The 23,411-nt window shown below is 43.4% G+C and carries 10 protein-coding genes; all 10 read left to right on the top strand.

Going from position 1 to position 23,411, the window contains the following annotated elements; genetic code table 11:
• Positions 1-282: 282 nt before the first annotated feature.
• The 10 genes from HUN01_RS33185 to HUN01_RS33235 all read left to right on the top strand — a co-directional run bounded on the left by HUN01_RS33185 (position 283) and on the right by HUN01_RS33235 (position 23,368).
• The gene (locus HUN01_RS33185) at positions 283-8,232 is read left to right on the top strand and encodes a non-ribosomal peptide synthetase (RefSeq protein ID WP_181929721.1); all 7,950 of its coding nucleotides are present in this window, start codon (positions 283-285) and stop codon (positions 8,230-8,232) included.
• A gap of 131 nt (positions 8,233-8,363) precedes the next feature.
• On the top strand, positions 8,364-11,816 hold the full coding sequence (locus tag HUN01_RS33190; RefSeq protein WP_181929722.1) for an AMP-binding protein: 3,453 nt from the start codon (positions 8,364-8,366) through the stop codon (positions 11,814-11,816).
• Complete coding sequence (locus HUN01_RS33200) at positions 11,813-15,496, top strand: non-ribosomal peptide synthetase (protein WP_238845881.1); 3,684 nt, start codon at positions 11,813-11,815, stop codon at positions 15,494-15,496. Before HUN01_RS33190 ends, HUN01_RS33200 begins: the two co-directional genes overlap by 4 nt.
• Before the next feature lies 1 nt (position 15,497).
• On the top strand, positions 15,498-18,629 hold the full coding sequence (locus tag HUN01_RS33205) for a thioester reductase domain-containing protein (protein WP_181929723.1): 3,132 nt from the start codon (positions 15,498-15,500) through the stop codon (positions 18,627-18,629).
• Between the two features lie 93 nt (positions 18,630-18,722).
• Entirely contained in the window at positions 18,723-19,607 is an 885-nt protein-coding gene (locus HUN01_RS33210; protein ID WP_238845883.1) for a class I SAM-dependent methyltransferase, read from the top strand.
• Positions 19,608-19,654: 47 nt separating this feature from the next.
• The gene (locus HUN01_RS33215; RefSeq protein WP_181929724.1) at positions 19,655-21,148 is read left to right on the top strand and encodes an aspartate aminotransferase family protein; all 1,494 of its coding nucleotides are present in this window, start codon (positions 19,655-19,657) and stop codon (positions 21,146-21,148) included.
• A gap of 206 nt (positions 21,149-21,354) precedes the next feature.
• Positions 21,355-21,633 carry a hypothetical protein gene (locus HUN01_RS33220; RefSeq protein ID WP_181929725.1) on the top strand — a complete coding sequence of 93 codons (279 nt, stop codon included), beginning with the start codon at positions 21,355-21,357 and terminating at the stop codon, positions 21,631-21,633.
• A 59-nt stretch (positions 21,634-21,692) separates the two neighbouring features.
• Complete coding sequence (locus tag HUN01_RS33225) at positions 21,693-21,917, top strand: MbtH family protein (RefSeq protein WP_181929726.1); 225 nt, start codon at positions 21,693-21,695, stop codon at positions 21,915-21,917.
• A gap of 330 nt (positions 21,918-22,247) precedes the next feature.
• Positions 22,248-22,706 carry a hypothetical protein gene (locus HUN01_RS33230; RefSeq protein ID WP_181929727.1) on the top strand — a complete coding sequence of 153 codons (459 nt, stop codon included), beginning with the start codon at positions 22,248-22,250 and terminating at the stop codon, positions 22,704-22,706.
• 2 nt (positions 22,707-22,708) lie between these two features.
• Positions 22,709-23,368, top strand: a complete 660-nt coding sequence (locus tag HUN01_RS33235) for a siderophore biosynthesis protein (protein ID WP_238845885.1) — start codon at positions 22,709-22,711, stop codon at positions 23,366-23,368.
• Positions 23,369-23,411: the final 43 nt, after the last annotated feature.

The raw sequence follows: 23,411 nt of genomic DNA on the forward strand, positions 1-23,411 counted from the left end.
TTCCTAATAAGACATTTCAATTTCGTGAGGTACGGAAATACCCCACCCGTGCTATCGCGCACCCTCTCCCTTAATCCCCTCCAATTACCCCCCTCAATCCCCCCTTGCAAAGGGGGGAAGCCGGAAATTCAGTTCCCTCCCCTTTGCAAGTAAATTCTCTGGTTATTCAACATTAGAAATTCACCTTACAAAGGGGGAAGCCGGAAATCCAGTTCCCTCCCCTTTGCAAGGGGAGGGTTAGGGTGGGGTAAAATCTGTGATTCCTGCGAATAATTTCTTAATATGAGTCATTCACAGCCCAACACCTCTGAACTACAGGCGTTACACAAACGACAACTTTTAGCAAAACTCTTGCAACAGCAAGCAGCCAAGCAACAAAATTTTCCCCTATCCTTTGCCCAAAAGCGGCTATGGTTTCTCGAACAGCTACAACCAGGATTATCTGTTTACAATCTTCCCAGCGCCTTACGTTTGAAGGGAAAGCTGAATATTAACGCCTTGGGGCAAAGTTTACAGTCAATCGTCCGTCGTCACGAAATCCTTCACACCAGTTTTTCTGTAGTTAATGACGAACCTGTACAAAATATTGCTGCAAAATTTTCACTCACACTGCCTTTAGTTGATTTGCGCGGATTATCACCAGAACATCAAGCAGCGCAAGTCATGCAACAGGCAAAGCTTTTAACTGTGCGTCCTTTCCATCTGACTCAGGCTCCGTTGTTGCGTGTGGCACTTCTGCAACTAAGTACTACGGAATATGTGCTGCTGTTTGTCATGCAGCACATTATTGCTGATTATTGGTCAATGCGTGTCTTGGTGAGAGAATTGGCATTGCTATATCAAGGATATAGTGAAGGTAAACCATTACTTTTACCTGATTTATCAATTCAGTATGTAGATTTTGCTACTTGGCAACAGAAATGGCTGCAAAGCGAAGCACGCACCAATCAACTAACTTATTGGAAAAAACAACTCCAAAATTGTCCCCGTGAATTATCCCTACCAATAGATTATCCTCGTCCAGCAAGACAGACTTTCAAAGGAGCGCGGCAGTTTTTTACACTGTCACTAGCATTATCTGACAGGCTGGGGCAAGTGAGTCAACAGCAAGGTGCTACATTATTTATGACCATGCTGACAGCATTTAATGTCTTGCTCTATCGCTACAGTGGACAAAAAGATATTCTGGTAGGCTCCACGGTTACTAGCCGCGATCGCCCAGAAATTGCTAATCTAATTGGGTTATTTGTAAATAATCTGGTTTTTCGTACCAATTTATCTGGTAATCCTAGTTTTTGTGACTTACTGAATCAAGTCCGTGAAACAGTCTTGGGGGCGTTATCTCATCAAGAATTGCCCTTTGAAGACTTGGTAGAACAACTGCAACCGGAACGGAATTTAAGTCAAAATCCTCTGTTTCAGGTAATGTTTATTCTCCACAATACCAAGAGCCAAAGCACTGATTTAGCTGGATTGACAATTGAACCTTTGGAGACTGAACATTCTACCACCCGCTTTGATTTGAGCTTGGATATGTACGAAACACCAAGGGGATTAACGGGGACATTGGAGTATAGTACCGATTTATTCCAAGCAGCAACCATCGATCGCCTGATTCAGAATTTCCAAACACTGCTGCATGGAATTGGGGAAAATCCCGAACAATCTATTGCTGAGTTGCCTTTACTCACAGAGAATGAGCAACAACAGCTACTTGTGCAATGGAATGATACTGTTGTAGAAATTCCTGATTTATGCGTTCATGAATTATTTGCTCAACAAGCCGCAAGAACACCAGATAAAATAGCAGTTATTTTTGAGAATAAATCCCTAACTTACAGAGAACTTAACACGAAAGCGAATCAACTCGCCCATTCTTTGCAAAAGTTGGGTGTTCAAACAGAAACACGGGTGGGGATTTGCTGCGATCGCTCCTTGGAAATGGCGATCGCACTTTTGGCAGTTCTCAAAGCTGGAGCCGCATATATTCCCCTCGATCCTGCTTATCCTCAAGAGCGTTTGGCGTTTATCCTCCAAGATGCTCAAATATCAATATTACTTACTCAAAATAAATTATTAAATTTATTACCGGAAAATACTGCGGAAATTCTTTGTATAGATAAGCATATTGATAATTCAGAGAGTGAGAATCCCTTAGTTAAAGTTTACCCCAATCAGCTAGCCTATCTAATTTACACCTCTGGCTCTACAGGTACACCGAAAGGTGTGCAAATTTTGCACAGAGGACTGACCAACTTTTTGAATACAATGGCGAAAATGCCGGGATTAACGGCAAAAGATACCCTCCTCGCCGTGACAACCTTAGCATTTGACATCGCCGCCTTAGAGATTTTCTTGCCGTTAATTGTTGGTGCTAGTCTGGTGCTTGTACCACGGGAGGTAACACTAGATGGAGTCCAACTAGCAGCCGCCATAGAAGAACATCAAATCTCTGTTATGCAAGCTACTCCAGCCACCTGGCGCTTACTCCTAGCTAGTGGTTGGCGTGGGAAAAAAGATTTAAAAATTCTCTGCGGTGGAGAAGTTTTAGATAATTCCCTCGCCCAGGAGTTAATATCATGCAGTGGAGAAGTTTGGAACCTTTACGGGCCAACAGAAACTACAATTTGGTCAGCTGCTCAAAAACTCAGTCCGTGTGAGTCTGTTACCATTGGTCGTCCCATCGCCAATACTCAATTTTACGTCCTTGATGACCATTTGCAACCTGTTCCCGTGGGTGTACCAGGAGAACTCTACATTGGTGGTGCGGGAGTAGCACGGGGTTATTGGCAACGTCCAGATTTAACAGCAGAGAGGTTTGTGGCAAATCCATTTGTTGGGGAATGGGGACTGGGGAATAGGGACTGGGGACTGGGGACTGGGGACTGGGGACTGGGGGAAAGGGAGAAGAGTTTTCCCCTCTTCCCCTCGCACCCTGCCTCTCTGCCTCTTTTCAATGCCCCATGCCCCATCCCCAATCTCTACAAAACAGGCGATCGCGTTCGTTATCTCCCCGATGGTAATTTAGAATACTTGGGTCGTTTAGATAACCAAGTGAAAATTCGGGGTTATCGCATTGAATTGGGTGAAATTGAAGCGGTACTCAATCAACATCCCGAAGTGGCTCAGGCTGTAGTTACTGTGAGGGAGGATGAACCGGGAGAGCGTCGTTTAGTTGCGTATGTTGTCCACAATACACCCCACCCCAGCCCTCCCCTTGCTAAGGGGAGGGTGCGCGTTAGCGCGGGTGGGGTTACTATCCGTTCTTTCTTAGCGACAAAACTACCAGCCTACATGATCCCGGCAGCGATTGTAGTACTGGAAAAATTACCTCTTACACCTAATGGTAAAGTTGATCGTCAAGCGTTACCAAATCCTGATGTAAATTCGGTGGCGACTACAGCCACGGCTTCTTATACACCTACACAAGAACTGTTGACAGGCATTTGGGCATCGGTGTTGGGTATAGAGTTAGTCGAAATTTATGATAATTTCTTCAATTTAGGAGGACATTCGCTGTTAGCAACGCGGGTAGTTTCTCAAATTCGGCAGGTGTTTAATGTAGAATTTCCCTTGCGTCATCTATTTGAAACGCCAGTACTCGCTAATTTGGCAGAGGTAATTGAGCAAAGCCAAGCTTTAAATGTAGCCCCGGCGATATTGCCAATTCAGCGCAGTGGTAATTTACCTCTGTCTTTTGCCCAGCAACGCTTTTGGATTTTGTCGCAGTTAGAGCCAGATAGCCCATTTTACAATATTCCCTTGGCGGTGGAAATTCAGGGAAATATTGACTTGGGGATTTTGCAGCGTAGTTTTGATGAGATGGTGCAACAACAGGAAATTCTCAGGACAACTTTTCAAAGTGTTGATGGACAACCTGTTTTGAGGATTGCTGATTTTTGTCAGATCAATATATTAGCAATTGATTTGCAAGCTCTGGCGGCTAATGAACAGCAACAGGAAATTAAAGATTTGGTGTTGCTGCTCTCACAACAACCGTTTAATTTGGAGGATGGGCCACTACTGCGGGTGCAGTTGTTGCGTTTGGGTGATACACGTCATGTTTTGCTGTTGACGTTGCATCATATCATTGCTGATGCTTGGTCTATGGGGTTATTGGTTAGGAATGTGGTGGGGTTATATCACGCAGAGGCATCCAGGCGCACAAAGGAGGAGAAATTTACAGATATTCAATATGTGGATTTTGCTTACTGGCAGCGACAATGGTTGCAGGGTGAGGTTTTAGAGGGGCATTTGGAATATTGGCGACAGCAGTTAGCTGATGCGCCTGCAATGCTGGAGTTACCGACGGATTATTCTCGTCCGGCTGTACAATCTTTTCGGGGGGCTGTGCATCGCTTTAGTTTGTCTTCGGGGTTAACTGAAGCCTTAAAACAGTTAAGTCAGCGTCATCAGAGTACTTTATTCATGACTTTGCTGGCTACTTTGAATGTGCTGTTACATCGTTATACGGGCAGTGATGATATTGTTGTTGGTAGTGCGATCGCTAATCGAAATCGTGTAGAGACAGAATCATTAATTGGCTGTTTTGCCAATACTTTAGCACTGCGTAGCGATTTAAGCGGCTATCCCACCTTTAAAACGTTACTGCAACGAGTCCGAGCAACCGCTCTCGGTGCTTATGCTCATCAAGATTTACCTTTTGAGCAATTAGTGGAAGTTCTTCAGCCGGTGCGATCGCTCAGTCATACGCCAATTTTTCAAGTTATGCTGATATTGCAAAATCTCCCTCTGCCAGAATTAGATATGGCAGGGATACAATGTCAAATTCTTGACGCAGATAGTGGAACGGCAAAATTTGACCTGACTTGGATAGTTAGCGAAACTCTAGAGGGACTGAGTTGTAAGCTGGAGTACAACACCGATTTATTTTCAGCGTCAACTATTGCGCGTTTGGCTGGACATCTGGAAACACTATTAGAAGCCGTTGTTGCTAATCCTCAACAATCGATTGCCGAACTACCTTTGTTGAGTGCTGGTGAAAAACAGCAATTGGTACAATGGAACCAAACTCAACGGGAATATCCTGATGGGCAATGTTTACATGAATTATTTACTGCCCAAGTCAGCCAAATTCCTAAACACACCGCCGTTATTTGGGGTAGAGAAAGTTTAAGTTATCAGGAATTAAACACCAAAGCTAATCAGCTGGCTCACTACCTACAAAGTTTAGGCGTGCAGCCAGAGGTTCCCGTGGGGATTTGTGTAAATCGTTCCCTGGATATGATTATCGGTTTGTTGGGTATTCTGAAAGCTGGAGGCGCTTACGTTCCCCTTGATCCCAGTTATCCTCAAGAAAGACTGGGATTAATTATTCAAAATGCTCAGATTCAGGTTTTGATTAGCCAGCAGCAGCAATTGCCCAAATTGCCCAGCTTAGATATTCCCGTAATTTGCCTAGATACAGATGCAGAAGCAATTTCTTTACAAAATACCGCGAATCCCAGCAGTAGCCTCACCCCAGACAATCTGGCGTACATCATCTACACCTCTGGAACCACAGGTATTCCTAAAGGTGTTGCAATTTCCCATCGCAGTCCTGTTACCTTAATATATTGGGCAAAAGAAGTTTATTCAGCAGCACAATTAGCAGGTGTCCTTGGCTCCACATCCATTTGTTTTGATTTATCGGTGTTTGAAATCTTCGTAACTCTGAGTTGCGGAGGAAGCGTGATTTTGGCAGATAACGCCCTTCAGTTACCAGAATTACCAGCCGCAGGGCAAGTAACTCTGCTCAACACCGTTCCTTCAGCCGCCAGAGAATTGCTGCGTCTCAACGCCATTCCTGCATCAGTGCGGACTGTGAATTTAGCAGGAGAACCCCTACCGAAATCCTTGGTACAACAACTTTACCAACAATCCACCATTGACCAAGTATTCAACCTCTATGGGCCTTCAGAAGATACAACTTACTCCACATTTACCCTTATTCCCAAAGACAGCAATCAAGCCCCAACTATTGGTCATCCGATTGCCAATACTCAAGTTTATATTTTAGATAAAAACCTGCAACCATTACCCATTGGCGTACCCGGTGAAATTTACCTCGGTGGCGCAGGAATTGCCCGTGGTTATTGGCAACAACCAGATTTAACAGCAGAAAGGTTTGTGGCAAATCCGTTTGACAATTCAAAATTGTATAAAACTGGCGATCGCGCCCGTTATCTTGATGATGGTAATATTGAATACTTGGGGCGCTGGGATCATCAGGTAAAGTTGCGCGGTTTCCGCATTGAGTTAGGGGAAATTGAAGCAGTGTTACATCAGCATCCGGGGGTATTACAAGCAGTAGCGATCGCGCGACAAGATACGCTAGATCATGCGCGTTTGGTTGCCTATGTGGTTCCCAAGTCAAAGCTACAAGAGACAGAGTTACGCCAATTTCTAGCGGCAAAGTTACCTGGCTACATGGTGCCGTCAGCCTTGGTAATTCTGGAAACTCTGCCATTAACTGCTAATGGTAAAGTTGATCGTCGTGCCTTGCCGATTCCCGAATTGGGGCCAGTAAATACCTCTTTCACTGTCTCCCGTACACCTTTAGAGCAACAATTAGTTACTATTTGGAGTCAGGTTTTAGGTGTAGAATCAATTGGTATTCACGATAATTTCTTTAGTTTGGGTGGTGATTCTATCCTAGCAATTCAGGTGGTTGCGAAGGCGAATCAGCAAGGGTTGGCATTACTGCCTCGGCAAATGTTTCAATATCAAACAGTGGCAGAATTAGCAGCTATTGTGGATACCAATGGGGAAATATCCATACCCCAGGAGGTAGTAACGGGAGATATTCCCCTGACTCCAATTCAACACTGGTTTTTTGAGGAAAATCCAGTTGATTCGCACCATTGGAACCAAGCAATTATTTTGGAAGTGCAGCAGCCTCTTAATTTTACTTGGTTGCGGCAAGCGTTAGATAAGATAATTATTCATCATGATGGATTGCGATCGTATTACCCCACCCCAGCCCTCCCCTTGGAAAGGGGAGAGAAAAAGATTTCTGATCTCTCCCCTTTCCAAGGGGGGATTAAGGGGGGTGTATATATTGATTTATCGGAATTAGCGGTTGTAGCACCGGAGAAAGTGCAAAAAGCGATCGCCACCCATGCCAATGATTTACAAGCTAGTTTTGACCTAAATAATCCGCCATTGCTGCGTGTGGCCTATTTTGACTTGGGCGAACAGCAAAACCATCGCCTGTTAATCATCATTCATCACTTAATTGTTGATGGCATTTCCTGGCGGATTCTTCTAGAAGACTTGCAATCAGCCTACCAGCAACTTAGTCAAAAACAGGAGATTCAACTACCACCAAAAACTACATCCTTTCAACAATGGGCAATCCAACTCAGAGATTATGCCCAAACTGCTAATTTGCAACCAGCATTAGATTATTGGACATCCCCTTCTTGGCAACAAATTACTTCTCTACCAATAGATGATCCCCAAGGTTGCAACACAATGGCAGATGTAGATACCTACTCTGTTTCTCTAAGTTATCAAGACACTCAAGCCTTACTCCAACAAGTTCCCGCAGCCTACCACACACAAATTAATGATGTTCTCTTGACAGCCTTAGTATTAGCATTCCACTCTTGGAGTGGCGATCGCCATCTTTTAGTAGAATTAGAAGGACACGGGCGAGAAGATTTGTTTCCAAGTATGAATTTATCTCGCACAGTGGGTTGGTTTACCAGTCTCTTCCCGTTATTCTTAAATATAGAAGCATCATCTGAACTGGGAGATTCCCTAAAAACAATTAAAGAGCAACTCCGTCAAGTACCAGATCGTGGTATTAGTTATGGATTATTACGCTACTTAGCTTCCCCAACAATTCAAGCAAAATTGCAGGCAGTTCCCTCACCACAGGTACGATTTAATTATCTCGGACAATCTGACCAAATCTTTTCCCAATCATCTCTTTTCATCCCGGCGCGTGAGTCTGTCGGTCATAGCCGCAGCCAGCGAGGAACACGCAACACCCTGATCGAAATTAATAGTATCGTTACAGGAGGACAACTGCGATTTGATTGGTTCTATAGTCGAACTCTACATAAAGAGCAAACAATAGCCACCCTAGCCGAAAATTATCAAACAAAATTGCGATCGCTAATTCAGCATTGTCTCTCCCCCAACGCTAACGGGTTCACTCCCTCTGACTTTCCCCAGATGGAACTTACTCAAGCAGAACTCGATAAATTATTAGCAGACATATAAATTAATTCGTAATTCGTAATTCGTAATTAAAAAAGTCAGATTGAATTAGGGTTTGTAAATTTAAATCTGTTGCCAGATTTTAGATAGCGTAAGACTAATCTTCACAAAAATTCTAGTATCAACCAAAAATCATGCCCGCCGTGGATAAACGTCAAAATATCGAAAACATCTATCCTCTCTCGCCAATGCAGCAGGGAATGCTATTCCATACCTTGCTGACACCACAGGCGGGCGTGTATGTGCCACAGGTTTGCTTGAATTTAGAAGGTAAACTAGATGTCAATGCTATGCAAGCCGCTTGGCATGAGGTTATCAAAAATCATGCCGTTTTGCGATCGGCATTTTATTGGGAACAGCGTGATAAACCTTTCCAAGTCGTCTTTCGTCAAGTTGAATTTCCGTGGACATTTTTAGATTGGCGAGAAGTATCATCCGAAGAACAAAAAGCACGATTAGAGGAGTTTTTAGAGGGCGATCGCTATGACGGATTTGACCTGAAACAACCGCCCCTTATGCGTTTTGCCCTGATTCAACTTGCCGAATCTCACCACACTCTCATCTGGACACAACATCATCTAATTCTCGATGGTTGGTCATCGGCGCTGGTTATTCAACAAGTCTTTCAACACTATTATCATTCACCGTCACGATACTCTAACCCGCGTCCCTACGGTGAATATATCGCTTGGTTGCAGCAACAGGATCAAGCGGCTGCTAAAACTTTTTGGCAAAAACAACTCCAAGGTTTTATTACCCCAACATCGCTGCCGATTTCTCAGAATTTACGCACCACTCAACCCAGTTTACAGGAAGAGATGCGATCGCTCAATCCTGACCAAACTGCCACTCTGCAAACCTGGGTAAAACAGCATCAATTAACCCTAAATACACTGTTACAAGGAGCTTTTGCCCTACTCTTGAGTCGCTACTCTAACACCACAGATGTGGTATTTGGTGCCACATCATCGGGACGACCAGCAACTTTACCCGGTGTACAATCGATGGTGGGGCTATTTATCAACACATTACCCGTGCGAGTGCAGGTTTCACCCCAAGCAAACTTGGTTGAGTGGTTGCAAAAATTACAAGCACAACAAGCAGAATCATGGCAGTATGAATATACATCGCTGTTAGAAATCCAGGAATGGAGCGAACTGCCACGGGGTACTTCGTTATTTGAAAGTATTTTAGTATTTGAAAACTATCCCGTTGATACATCGGGAGTGCAGGGAAACCAAGATTTACGTATTGTTAACATTCAATCAATCGAGTGGACAAATTTTCCTTTGACGCTGCTGGTGTCTGTGGGAAATAAGTTATCTGTAAAACTGAAGTACGATCGCAATCGGTTTGCACCTGTGGCAATGACTCAACTATTAGAGCATTTTTGTCTCCTACTGGAAAGGATGATAGTTCAGTCAGAGCAAAATTTGGGAACAATTTCCCTACTCACACACCAAGAACGTCAGCAGATTATTCAATGGAATCAAACCCAAACAGATTATCCTCAAGAATGTATTCATCACCAATTTGAAGCACAGGTAGCACGCACACCAGATAATATTGCCGTTGTTTTCCAAGAAGAGAAACTTACTTATAGAGAATTAAATCAGCGTGCGAACCAGTTAGCGCATTATTTACAAAAATTGGGAGTCCAGCCAGAAACATTAGTTGGGATATATTTAGAGCGATCCCTCTTAATGGTCATTGGCATCTTAGCTATCCTCAAAGCCGGAGCCGCCTACGTTCCCCTTGATCCTGATTATCCTACACAACGGTTAGGATACATTCTTAGTGAAACAGAGGTGCCAGTAATTTTTACCCAAGCATCTTTGTTAGAAAATTTACCTTGCCACAGCAGTAAAGCCGTATATTTAGATCGGGATTGGCAGGAAATTACCCAGCATAAAAATCATAATATAAGTACTTTTGTCAACCCGGAAAATGCAATATATGTAATTTATACCTCTGGTTCCACAGGAAAGCCCAAAGGCGTAATTAATACTCATCGTGGCGTTAGCAATCGGTTGTTTTGGATGCAGCAGCAGTATGGTTTACAAACAAGCGAACGTGTTCTGCAAAAAACGCCCTTTAGCTTTGATGTCTCCGTCTGGGAATTTTTCTGGACATTACTCAACGGCGCGTGTTTAGTAATGGCAAAACCGGGCGGACATCGAGATCCAACGTATTTAGTTGAACTAATTGACCGAGAAAAAATTACAACTTTACATTTTGTACCTGCTATGTTGGGGGTATTTTTAGAAGCATTAGAACCCCTCCCCAACCCTCCCCTTGCTAAGGCTACGGTGTACACGGTTATCGAATCAGTAACAGTCCTCGAATTACCCCACCCTAACCCTCCCCTTGCAAAGGGGAGGGAACAAGATTTTCCGGTTTCCCCCCTTGGCAAGGGGGGATTAAGGGGGGTAAAACCCGGATCTCAAAGTAACTCCGATTTGGGTGTACACCCTCCCCAAGGCATTGGGAGGGTGCCCGTTAGCGCGGGTGGGGTTCTTTCCCAACCTCCCCGTTGTCAAAGTTTGAAACGGGTGATTTGTAGCGGCGAAGCTTTATCGCTGGAAATGCAAAATCGGTTTTTTCAGCGTTTGGATGCACAATTGCACAACCTTTATGGGCCAACGGAGGCGGCAATTGATGTAACTTACTATCAATGTCAACCTGATGATGATTTACAAACAGTTCCTATCGGCCGCCCCATTGCCAATACACAAATTTATCTACTTGATGAGCATCTGCAACTAGTTCCCGTGGGTGTTCCGGGCGAACTCTACATTGGTGGTGTCGGAGTAGCACGGGGTTATTGGAAACGACCAGATTTAACCGCAGAACGGTTTGTACCGAATCCGTTTGAAAATTCCAAATTGTACAAAACTGGCGATCGCGCCCGTTATCTCCCAGATGGTAATATCGAGTATCTGGGAAGGTTGGATAATCAAGTAAAAATTCGGGGATTGCGGATTGAGTTAGGTGAGATTGAGGCGGTACTTAATCAACATCCGGCTGTACAACAAGCGATTGTTACACTTCACCCAGACCAAACTGACAATCTGCGGTTGGTTGCTTATGTTGTTTGTCTACCCCACCCCAACCCTCCCCTTTACAAGGGGAGGGAGTTAGAACTGCGGGAATTTTTAGCAAAACTTTTGCCTGATTATATGCTGCCGTCGGTGTTTGTAATACTTGAGGAATTGCCTCTGTTACCCAACGGGAAAGTGAATCGCCAAGCGTTACCAGCACCAGAAGATATACGGGATGCTAGTCAGATTATACTACCGCGCTATCCCACAGAAGCAATTATTGCCAATGTCTGGGCGGATGTGTTGCGACTAGAAAAAGTGGGAGTTTATGACAACTTCTTTGAATTAGGGGGAAATTCCCTGTTGGCGATTCGGGCGACAGCGCGGTTACGAGAAGCCTTTCAGTTAGATTTGCCCTTGGGGAGTCTGTTTGAAAAACCAACTATTGCTGGACTTGCAGAACGCATCGAAATTCTGCAAAAGAGCGTCGAGCAGATGCAAACAACCCCAACCGCCGCACTAGGCCGTAAGGAGATTGAACTATGAAGACTATTGAAGAGTTTTTATCACACCTGTACAGCCTAGATGTCAAACTTTGGATAGAAGGCGAACGCGTGCGTTGTAGTATTCCAGATGATGTGTTAACAGATACGCTCAATGCCGAATTGCGATCGCGCAAAATGGAGATTGTCAAATTTTTGCAGCAGGCTCAAATTGCTTCTAACGCTTATGCTCATTCTATTCAGCCAGCCGATCGCCATGCTAATCTCCCCCTTTCGTTTGCTCAACAAAGACTGTGGTTTTTAGAACAGTTACAACCTGGTAGTGCTACTTACAATATTCCGACAGCAGTTAGGTTGACGGGTTCGTTAAATATTACAGTATTGGCGCGATCGCTTAACGAAATTGTCCGTCGTCATGAGGTTTTACGTACCCAGTTCCCCACTGTAGATGGAAATCCTTTACTCACCATCCAGCCAAGTGTAGAGGTGCTAGTAGTCCACCAATCAAAGTTTGCTGTTTTAAATAACGAACCGCAGAGGCACAGAGAACACAGAGAAGGAGAGAAAGATTCTAAAACTTGGTTTACTCAGCAAAGTTGCCTTGATAAACTACTAGTTACTATTGTGGATTTACAAGCACTAAATCCTCTGGAACAAGATGATGAAGTGCAAGCCCTATTCATTCAGGAAGCACGCCAACCCTTTGATTTAGCTACCGATGTCCTATTACGGGTGAAGTTGCTGCATTTAGATGTCGATGAATATGTAGTTTTATTTACCATGCACCACATCGTCTTTGATGGTTGGTCAATGGACATTTTAGTGCGGGAATTGGCAAGTTTATACTCTGCTTTTGCAGCTAATCAGCCGTCTCCCTTACCAGAGTTGGCAATTCAATATGTTGATTTTGCTGTTTGGCAAAGACAGTGGTTACAGGGAGAAGTTTTAGAAACTCAAATTGCCTATTGGCGGCAACAATTAGGCGGTATACTCCCAGTTTTACAATTGCCCACAGATTACCCTCGTAGCCGGGTACAAACATTCCTTGGTGCAATTGAGTCGTTTTCATTATCACCAAAATTGAGTACTGCGATCGCATCCTTAGCTAGCAGCGCAGGTGTCACACCATTTATTATTTTATTAACAGCTTATAAAATCCTGCTGCATCGTTACACTGGACAGACAGATTTACTCGTTGGTACTCCCGTAGCCAATCGCCATCGCCGGGAAACAGAAGAATTAATTGGCTTTTTTGTCAACACATTAGTTTTACGGACAAACCTTACTGGTAATCCTACCTTCCAAGAACTATTACAGCAGGTGCGGGAAACAACTTGGCAAGCTTATGATCACCAAGATATTCCCTTTGAGAAATTGGTAGAAGTCCTGCAACCAGAACGAGATTTGAGCTTTAATCCCTTGTTTCAGGTGAAATTCCGGTTAGAAAATGCTCCCACTGAAAAATTACAATTACCAGGATTAACCCTTACACCCATACAGAGAACCGAAGCCAGTGCCAAACTCGACTTGAGTTTAGATATGTACGAAACATCCGAGGGTTTAGTGGGTGCGTTTGAATACAACCAGGGTTTATTTGCACCTCAGACAATTGCTCGGATGGTTGAGCATTTCCAGACACTACTAACAGGGATTGTGAGTAATCCAGAGCAAAGAATTTCTGAGTTACCGTTGCTAACTGAGTCAGAAAGACAACAAATGTTAGTGGACTGGAATCAAACTTGTGTGGAATATCAAAGTAATCGCACCTTTCACCAACTATTTGAAGCACAGGTAGAAAAAACCCCAGATGCGATCGCCTTGATATTTGAAAATCACAGCCTCACATATCGAGAACTCAATCAACAAAGTAATCAAGTCGCCCATTACTTAAAACAACGCGGCGTGAAACCAGAAGTAATTGTGGGATTGTGTGTGGAGCGATCGCCACAGATGATAATTGGCTTACTCGGCATCCTCAAAGCCGGGGGAGCTTATTTACCCCTCGATCCGAATTATCCCCCAGAACGCCTAGCTTATATGCTGGCAGATTCTCAAGTACCGATTTTGCTCACCCAATCGAGTCTTGGGGGAGATGAGGGAGATGAGGGAGCAGGGAAAGATTCTTCATTGTCCTCCTCATCCCCCTCATCCCTCAACTACGAGGTGATCTGTCTCGATACAGACTGGGAGGTAATGAGCCAAGGCAGCACAGATAATCCAGAATGTCAAGCTACACCAGCTAATTTGGCGTATTTGATTTACACCTCCGGTTCCACCGGCACACCTAAAGGAGTTCTCATACCCCATAGCGGCTTAACAAACCTCACAGAACACAAAATCAATATCTGTGATGTGCATCCTGGAGACTGCGTATTGCAATTTTTCTCCCTCAGCTTTGATGCTTCTATTCCTGAAATCATTATGGGGCTGGGTTGTGGTGCTAAACTCTACCTTGCCAAATCAGAATCCTTACTTCCCGGTGCCGGACTGCTGCAATTGCTCCGCGATAACGCCGTTACTCATATAACAATTACACCGTCCGCCCTTTCCCTCCTCCCTACAGAAGACCTGCCCAAACTACGGATGATATTAGTAGGTGGAGAAGCCCCTTCCCCGGAATTGATTGTGAAATGGTCGAAAGGACGACGCTTTATCAACGCCTACGGCCCCACTGAAGTCACAGTCAACGCCAGCATGGTACTTTGCGGCAATGGACATCCCTTGCTTCCCACCATCCGCCCCAGTGCCAACAAGCAACTATATATATTAGATAGTTATTTGCAACCAGTCCCCATCGGCGTGATTGGCGAACTCTACATTGGCGGTGTCGGTGTAGCACGAGGCTACTTGAATCGCCCAGATTTGACCGCCGAGAGATTTGTGCCGAATCCGTTTATTGGGCATTGGGCATCGGGCATTGGGCATTGGGCATCGGGCATTGGAGACTGGGAAGCTCTTAAGCAGGGGAGCAGGGGAGTGGAGAGCAAAGACTCGTCGCCGACGAGTATCAAAGACTTATCCCCCATGCCCCATGCCCCATGCCCCATGCCCCATGCCCTCTACAAAACCGGCGACCTCGCTAGCTACTTACCAGATGGTCGAATCAAACTTTTAGGACGAATTGACCATCAAGTAAAGATTCGTGGTTTTCGGATTGAACCCCAAGAAGTCGAAACGGTTTTGTGCCAACATCCCGACGTGCGTGCAGGGGTAGTCCTTGTCCGTGAAGACCAACCAGGGGAAAAGCGTTTAGTCGCATATATTATTTCTGACTCCGCCATCACCCCTACCGAACTCCGTCGCTTTATGCGGGAGAAGTTACCAGAATACTTAGTGCCGACGGCGTTTGTACTGCTGGATGTTTTACCCCTAACTGCCAACGGGAAAGTAGATACCCATTCTCTGCCCATACCCGAACAAGTACATTCAACAACAAAATTTATTGCTCCGCGTACAGATATTGAGGCGCAACTAGCTAGTATCTACGCCCAGGTACTCAACTTAAAACAAGTGAGTATCCATGATGACTTTTTTGATTTGGGTGGACATTCCTTGTTAGCAACCCAATTGATTGCCCAATCATTACAAGTCTTTCAGGTAGAACTCACCGTGATTGATTTGTTTGATGCGCCAACAGTAGCAGGTTTAGCAGAACGAATTTTGCAACAGCAACTCAGTATGCCTGACGCTACAGACGAGGAACGGGAGGAAATCGAAATTTAATATGAACCAACCGATGTATCTTAAACCCAATGTCATCGTCGAGCCACTAGTTAACCAGTGGTATGCTTGGTCACATTTAATTTCTCCAGCAACGGCGGCGATGTATATCGCTAATTCCCATCTGCCAATTATGCAATCCTTCATTGCAGCACCCCAAGTACATCGGGATGCTTTGAAAAATCCGGCAATGATTGGTAGCCCCTTCATCAACTACGATGCTAGTCGGGTGGAAGAAATTCGGCTATTACTGGAAAAAACCCAAAAGCAACAAGCTCAAATGCTGGCGCTAGCTCAAGCAATTCCAGACTTAGATAAGCTGTTAGCAGAAAATCCCGTTGGTGCTTCCCTAGAACCTTTGTATGAAAGAATTCCTGCACCGTTGCGGGGATATGTGGAACTTGTGCAGGACGCTAACAATCACCCCTCGATTCGCTTCATTGAAGGGTTACTATACCGTAGTTATTACTATAATCCGGCTAATCAATCAGTTAATTTATACTTGGGTGATGGAGATACTCGTGGCTTTGTCCTCAGTACACCCCGCTTACCTGCTGAAGATAGTTTACACCTGCAAATTCCCTTTTGCGATCACCGCTTAGATCAACTATTCAGCTTGCGTCACAACCCGCTTCCCGACAACGAAATTCGAGACATTCTGAAAATTAGCGGCCAACAAGATGCCCTATTTTCTCAGTTCTTCACTACTACACCTCCCACACAAGAACCTGATTACGATGGGGAGGCGGTCAGAATCCGTTACTTTGGCCACGCCTGTGTTTTAATTGAAACCCAATCTGTAAGTATTTTATGTGACCCTCTAATTAGCTACCCCCATACATCGGGCATTAAGCGCTACACTTTTGCCGAACTTCCCCAGGTAATTGACTACGTTTTGATTACCCACAATCATCAAGACCATGTAATGCTAGAAACCCTCTTGCAGTTACGCCACAAAATTAAAACCGTGGTTGTGCCAAAAAGCAATAAGGGAACCCTCATCGACCCCTCTTTGAAGTTGATGCTGCAACAAATTGGGTTTGAGAATGTCCAAGAAATTGATGAATTAGAAATCATTAACATCGCCGATGGTTATATTGCTGGTTTGCCATTTTTCGGAGAACACGGAGACTTAAATATTGGTGCAAAAGCGGCTTACCTCGTCAACCTGAAAGGACGCTCAATTTTATGTGCCGCCGATTCTAACAATATTGACCCTCAACTATATACACATCTGCATCAAATTTTTGGTGATATTGATGTGCTGTTCATTGGGATGGAATGTGATGGCGCAGCTTATAACTGGGCATACGGGTCATTATTAACTCAGAAAGTACCTCGGAAAATTGCCAAAACCAGACGATTAGATGGCTCAAATGCTCAAAGAGCGATCGCACTAGTTAATCAATTCCATCCCCAACAGGTGTATGTTTATGCTATGGGTCAGGAACCCTGGCTAACATTTATTACTTCCATTCTCTACACCCCAGAGTCAAAGCCGATTGTCGAGTCTAACCAATTGGTGGCGTATTGTCAGAGTCAAGAAATTGTCAGTAAACGCCTGTTTGGTTGTGAAGAGATTTTATTAACAACTTGTTCAACAAATACATCTATCTTAGGGAGTATTTTGAGCGAATCAGAAGTAGCCTTACAACCCGTCTATGAAAGTTTAATATCGCCAATCCAGGAATTTCTGACTCAATTACAGCGTCTAGATATTCGCATTTGGCTTGATAATGTCAACGACACCCCGAAACTGCGGTGTAATGCTCCTAAAGGTGTGCTGACAGATGCACTCAAAGAGCAATTGCAGGCGCACAAGGCAGAAATTATCGAGTTTCTGCAAAATCCTGGAGGGAAAAAAGTAGAGTTCGATTGGGGACGGGAGGCGATTCTTGACTCGGCGATTGTTCCCCCCACCCCCCTTAATCCCCCCTTGCAAAGGGGGGAGAAAGATTCCGATTCCCTCCCCTTAGCAAGGGGAGGGTTAGGGTGGGGTTCCGACAATCCCAAAAATCATGTTCTATTAACCGGTGCTACGGGGTTTGTGGGAGCGTTTCTTCTCCATGAATTGCTATGCAAAACTTCAGCATCAATTTATTGTTTAGTGCAAGCAGAAACAACTGAAGCTGCACAGCAAAGAATTAAAACAGCATTGCAATCTTACAAACTTTGGGATGCATCCTTAGCGACGCGCATTGTTCCTGTAGTTGGGAATCTTGCTCAACCTAATTTAGGACTTTCGCCATTCCAGTTTCAAGATTTAGCTAGTCAAATAGATGTGATTTATCACAATGGGGCGCGGGTGAATCATACAGAACCTTATACTCGCCTCAAAGAAGCAAATGTTTTAGGGACTCAAGAAGTTTTGCGACTGGCGAGTTGCACAAAATTAAAACCTGTACATTTCATTTCTACAATCAGTATTTTTGCCGCCAATAGCAATACGAAAAAGCTGCAAGTAGAGGAACAAGATAGTTTAGATGATTATCTCATGCCTGTTGGTGGCTATGCTCAAAGTAAATGGGTTGCTGAGAAACTAGTAATTGAGGCTAGTAAACGCGGTATTCCTATCAATATTTACCGTTTAGGTGCAATTTCTGGACATAGCCAAACAGGAGTATTTAATCAGAACGATTTTCTTTACAAATCACTTCTGGGTTATGTGCAGATGGGCAGTATGCCAGATGGAGCTATGCCTTTAGAAATTTTACCCGTAGATTATGTTAGTCGTGCCATTGTTGAATTATCATCAATACCATCTTTTGGTCAAACTTTCCACTTAGTTCAGTCTCAACCTGTTTCTTCAGATATTATCTTTGAGCAATTAGAAAAGATGGGCTACTCAATTAAGAAAGTACCTTATGAACAATGGCACAATCAACTCCTAGAAATTGCCAACCATTCACCAGAACATATTTTATATCCTCTCGTCTCGTTGTTTCCTCGCAATAAAACTAATAATAACGGCACAAATAAAGTAAGATTACAAATTAGCGATCGCAATACCCAAAAAGCATTAAATGGAATGATATCATCTCCTATAATTGATGGGAATTTAATTCAAATTTACCTAAATTATTTGATCAATGCTGGTTGGATAAAAGCACCTGCAATGATTGAAGTTAAAAGTTAGAAAAATCTCAATACAGAGATCGCAAAGAAGATTTAACTTTGTTTCAAATAAGTTTTTTACAACACCCAAAATCTAAAACCTGTTTTACTAAATATGTCACCTGAAACTACTTTTTCAAATGAACGCTATACCGAATACGATGCTTGGGCATGGCTGTATAACGAAACAATGGGGCCAGAGTATTCTCAAAATCAACTACAACCTTTAGAGAAAATGCTCTTACCTCGACTACCTCAGAACGCGCAACTTCTAGATTTATGTTGTGGTACGGGGAATTTGGTACAGCGTTTAATTGAACGAGGCTATCAAGTAACGGGTGTTGATGGTTCCGAACAAATGTTAAATTATGCTCGTCAAAATTCCCCAAATGCAAATTTTTTGCTGGGAGATGCTCGTTATTTTGAATTACCGTCTGTTTTTGATGCCGTCTTTTCTACAAGCGCTTCTCTCAACCATATAATGACAATTCAGGAACTACAGCAAGTTTTTCAAAGGGTGTATACTGCTCTTAAAGATGGTGGTTGGTTTCTATTTGATATTAACCATCATGAACAAATGCAACGCTGGTGGAACGGTGAAATTGCTGAAGGAGAAATTGAGAAAAAATATGCTTGGATGTTGACACCAAATTATAATTCAAGTGATAGCACAGGCTATTTTCAAGTTACCATGTTTCAAGCTCCTGCAAAACCTTCATCATCACTACTGCGGACAACTTGGCGCGGGTTATCTCCGATTTTAAATTTACGATTTTTGTATCGCTGGCGGTTGAAACTTCTATCAGCATTTCAAGCTCAAGAAAAACACTGGAAACGCATGGATGTTCGTTATCCTGTGCGGGGATATTATCCAGAAAAAATTAAAGCTGCACTCCAAGAAGTTGGTTTTATCGATATTGATATCCGTACCCTTGAAGGTAGCACGACGATAGATAACAAACATTCAGCTTATTTCCTTTGTCGGAAGCTAGGGAAATAGAAGAAATTAATTTTTAATTTTTAATTTTTAATTCGGAGTTAAGCGACGTGACTGCTATTCAACAAGAACAAAAAAATTCGCAGCAAGAGTATTTGCAAACATTTATCCAAAGATATACTCAGCGCACACAAACTTCTAAAAATCTAGCACAGCAATATCGTCCAGTGCTGGCTGATAAAACTTCCATTGGGTTCAACTTTTCTCCAGAAATTAAAGAATTATGCTATCCTATCGCCGTGGAACGTTCTTCTGGTTCTCGACTATGGGACGTTGATGGCAATGAATACATCGATATTCTCATGGGATTGGGAATAAATCTATGTGGTCATAATCCATTATTTGTGCAAAATGCGATCGCAGAACAATTACAACGAGGAATGCATATCGGGGTGCAAAATGCCTTAGCGGGTGAAGTAGCACAACTAATCAGCGATTTAACGGGCATGGAACGAGTTACTTTTAGTAACACAGGCACAGAAGCGGTAATGACTGCCGTCAGAATCGCCCGTGCAGCGACAAAACGCCCAAAAATCGCCATTTTCACCAACTCTTACCACGGACACTTTGATGCTGTATTGGTACGGGCTACTAGAACAGAATATGTCAAAAAAGGCATCCGTCGAATTATTGCTCACAAAGCTGAATCTGGTAGTTTTTTCGGAAAATTAGCACAACCAATTCAAGCGAATTTAGCAGCAAATCTCAATCCCAAAGCTGTACCAGCCGCTACAGGAATTCCTGATAGTGCTGCTTGTGATGTCTTAATTTTAGAGTATGGTAACGAGCGATCGCTAGACATCATTCGCAAACATCGCCATGAACTCGCCGCCGTTTTAGTGGAACCAGTGCAAAGCCGTCATCCAGAACTCCAGCCCCGCGAATTTCTCCACCAATTACGCGAAATTACCCAGCAACTCGGCATAGTTCTAATTTTTGACGAAATGGTAACAGGCTTCCGCATTCATCCAGGAGGCGCACAAGCTTGGTTTGGCGTGCAAGCAGACATCGCCACCTACAGCAAAATTGTCGGTGGTGGCTTACCCCTTGCGGTAATTGCTGGCAAAGCAAGTTACATGGACTACATCGACGGTGGACAATGGCGCTTTGGCGATGATTCCTCACCTCAAATACCAACCACCTTTTTTGCAGGTACATTTTGTAAACATCCCCTAGCCCTAGCCGCAGCCCGTGCAACTTTACAGCATCTCAAAACTCAGGGAATCGGATTGCATGAACAACTTAATCAACGTACCAGCCAACTTGTGAGCGATTTAAACACAGAGATGAAAAACCAGGGAATAGTAATTAAGTTTACCTCCTTTGGTTCCTTCTTTGCGATCGCAGCTTCCCAAAGCGCAATTCCACCGATAGCGATGAATTTACTCTCCTATCACCTATTAGCAAAAGGTATCCATCTCCGCCAAGGAGATAAAGGCGGATTTCTTTCTACAGCACACACAGATACAGATATCCATACTATCAAACAAGCATGGATTGAAAGTATTAACGAACTAAAAATAGGAGGCTTCATGACTGATTAATATCATGTCCGCCTAAATAAAACTACCCCACCCGCCCCTTGCAAAGGGGGGAAAAAAGAAATCTAGTTCCCTCCCCTTTGCAAGGGGAGGGTTAGGGTGGGGTAACACGTAATGCACATAATACAACTTCTAAAAACCCTCTTTATTCTCTGTGTTCTCTGCGCCTCTGCGGTTCGTTCAAATATTACTCCATCAAAAATAGAACTATGGCAACAATCGGAAAATACTGCAAAGCATACCTAGTCAAACAATTTCGCCAATATCCCCAATGGCGAGAACAAACAGAAAATATCCGCCCTCAAAAGGAGGTAGTAGATAATCGAAAACTCACCGACGAAGACATTCTTTACCTCCAAGAAAATTACATCGTCACAGATGGAATTTTTCAAGACGAGAACATCATTTTTAATGACATTACACCCGAATGGCAAGACTTTTGCCATCAAACCTTAAAATTTGAACTTCCCGTATACGAAACTGCTTAACCCCTCCCATTCCTAAGGGGAGTTGCCGAAAACTTTGAATTGTTTACTAGGAGAAAATCATGAGTCAAAACGAACAAGAAGACACCACAATTTATCAAGTTGTCATCAACGAAGAAGAACAATATTCTATTTGGCCAGAATACAGAAAAATCCCTTATGGTTGGCGAGGAGTTGGCAAAAGTGGTTTAAAACAGGAATGCCTAGAATATATCAAACAAGTGTGGACTGATATGCGTCCTTTAAGCCTTCGCAAAGGGATGGAACAAACCGTACAATCAACATAGTTTCACCAATTCAATTCTCTAAAAGAAAGCTACAAACACCTTATACCAATTCTGTATGAAGATGCACATAATAGATCCCCTTTGCTAGAGGCTACGGTGCATACACAAGTTAAATTACCCCCCTTAATCCCCCCTTGCAAAGGGGGGAAAAAAGAAATCCAGTTCCCTCCCCTTGCAAAGGGGAGGGTTAGGGTGGGGTAAAACCTTGGTTAATCAGATATTTCAGACTTATGTATACACAGTAGCTTGCTAAGAGGGGGGTAAATATATGCAACTTCACAAAGAAACGGTATTACTTTCTGCATTACGAATTACGAATTAGTATTTCCCATGTATCACGATGCACCTTTACAACAGTTAGAACTCATAGTCCCGTGGGAATTGCCACTTGAACGTGAGTTGAGTAAATCCAATCAAATGAAGTTGACGAAAGCACTCACGGAACTACTGACGGCATTAGCTGAATCTGATGTGAAGCAAGGTATCGTGATACTAGAAAATGCAATAGCAGAATTAGAAATTTACGATACATTTACCGCAGAGGTTACATCTACAAATACAACGTTGAAGTACTGGGAAATTGAAGATTTTGATAACTATTTTCGTGTTCGTCATGTGCAAACTACTGAACCAGAAATTTGCCTAGTGCATGGATTGATGGTTGCTTGTCAAGCCTTTTTACACTTGAGTATAAAAGATGTTCTCGATATCAATCAACTCAATTTCCAGCGAGAAGGATTTAGAGCTAATGCTTATCTTTTTGGACGAGTTTTTCACCTAACTTTGTAGCCATGAACAGCAGTCAAATCCAACCACAGGAAATCTGGAAAGGATTTCACTGGTCATTTTTTATTAATATTCAAGGTTTGATAATTTGTTTGCGTCGCTTTGAAGTAGAACTGATAAAAGGAAATATCCAACAAGCCCTTTTAGAGCTACAATCTGCCACAAAATTAATGCTAGCATCCGGTGCAGCAATGCAGTTAGCAGGTAGTATAAATCCCGAACTTTACGCAGCCGAAATTCGCCCTTCCATGACACCACCTGAAGTAAAATCTCATGATTTTAGCGGTTTAATGTCTTGGGAACACGCAGTTTTAATCAAAGTTTGGAAACAGTTGCGCCCTCACTTTTCCAACCTACCAATAGAACTACAACCACAACATCAAAACTTTGTTGATGCTTATCTCTATCTTGCTCATTCCCACCGCGCGGTTTGTCAAAAGTTTGGTGGTGAAGAAGCTGGTAGCTTACGATTTGAGCGTGGCTGCGCTGTGGATACTCTAGATGTATTTACCCGCAGTCGCTATCAATTCTTGCATCCCCAAGTCGAATTACCCCCCTTAATCCCCCCTTGCAAAGGGGGGAAAAAAGAGATTCTAGTTCCCTCCCCAATGCATCGGGGGGAAACCGGAAATCTAGTTCCCTCCCCTTTGCAAGGGGAGGGTTAGGGTGGGGTATCTTCAATTCACTTAACGTTCTTTTTTGTGCGAC

This window comes from Nostoc edaphicum CCNP1411 (assembly GCF_014023275.1).
GTDB lineage: Bacteria > Cyanobacteriota > Cyanobacteriia > Cyanobacteriales > Nostocaceae > Nostoc > Nostoc edaphicum_A.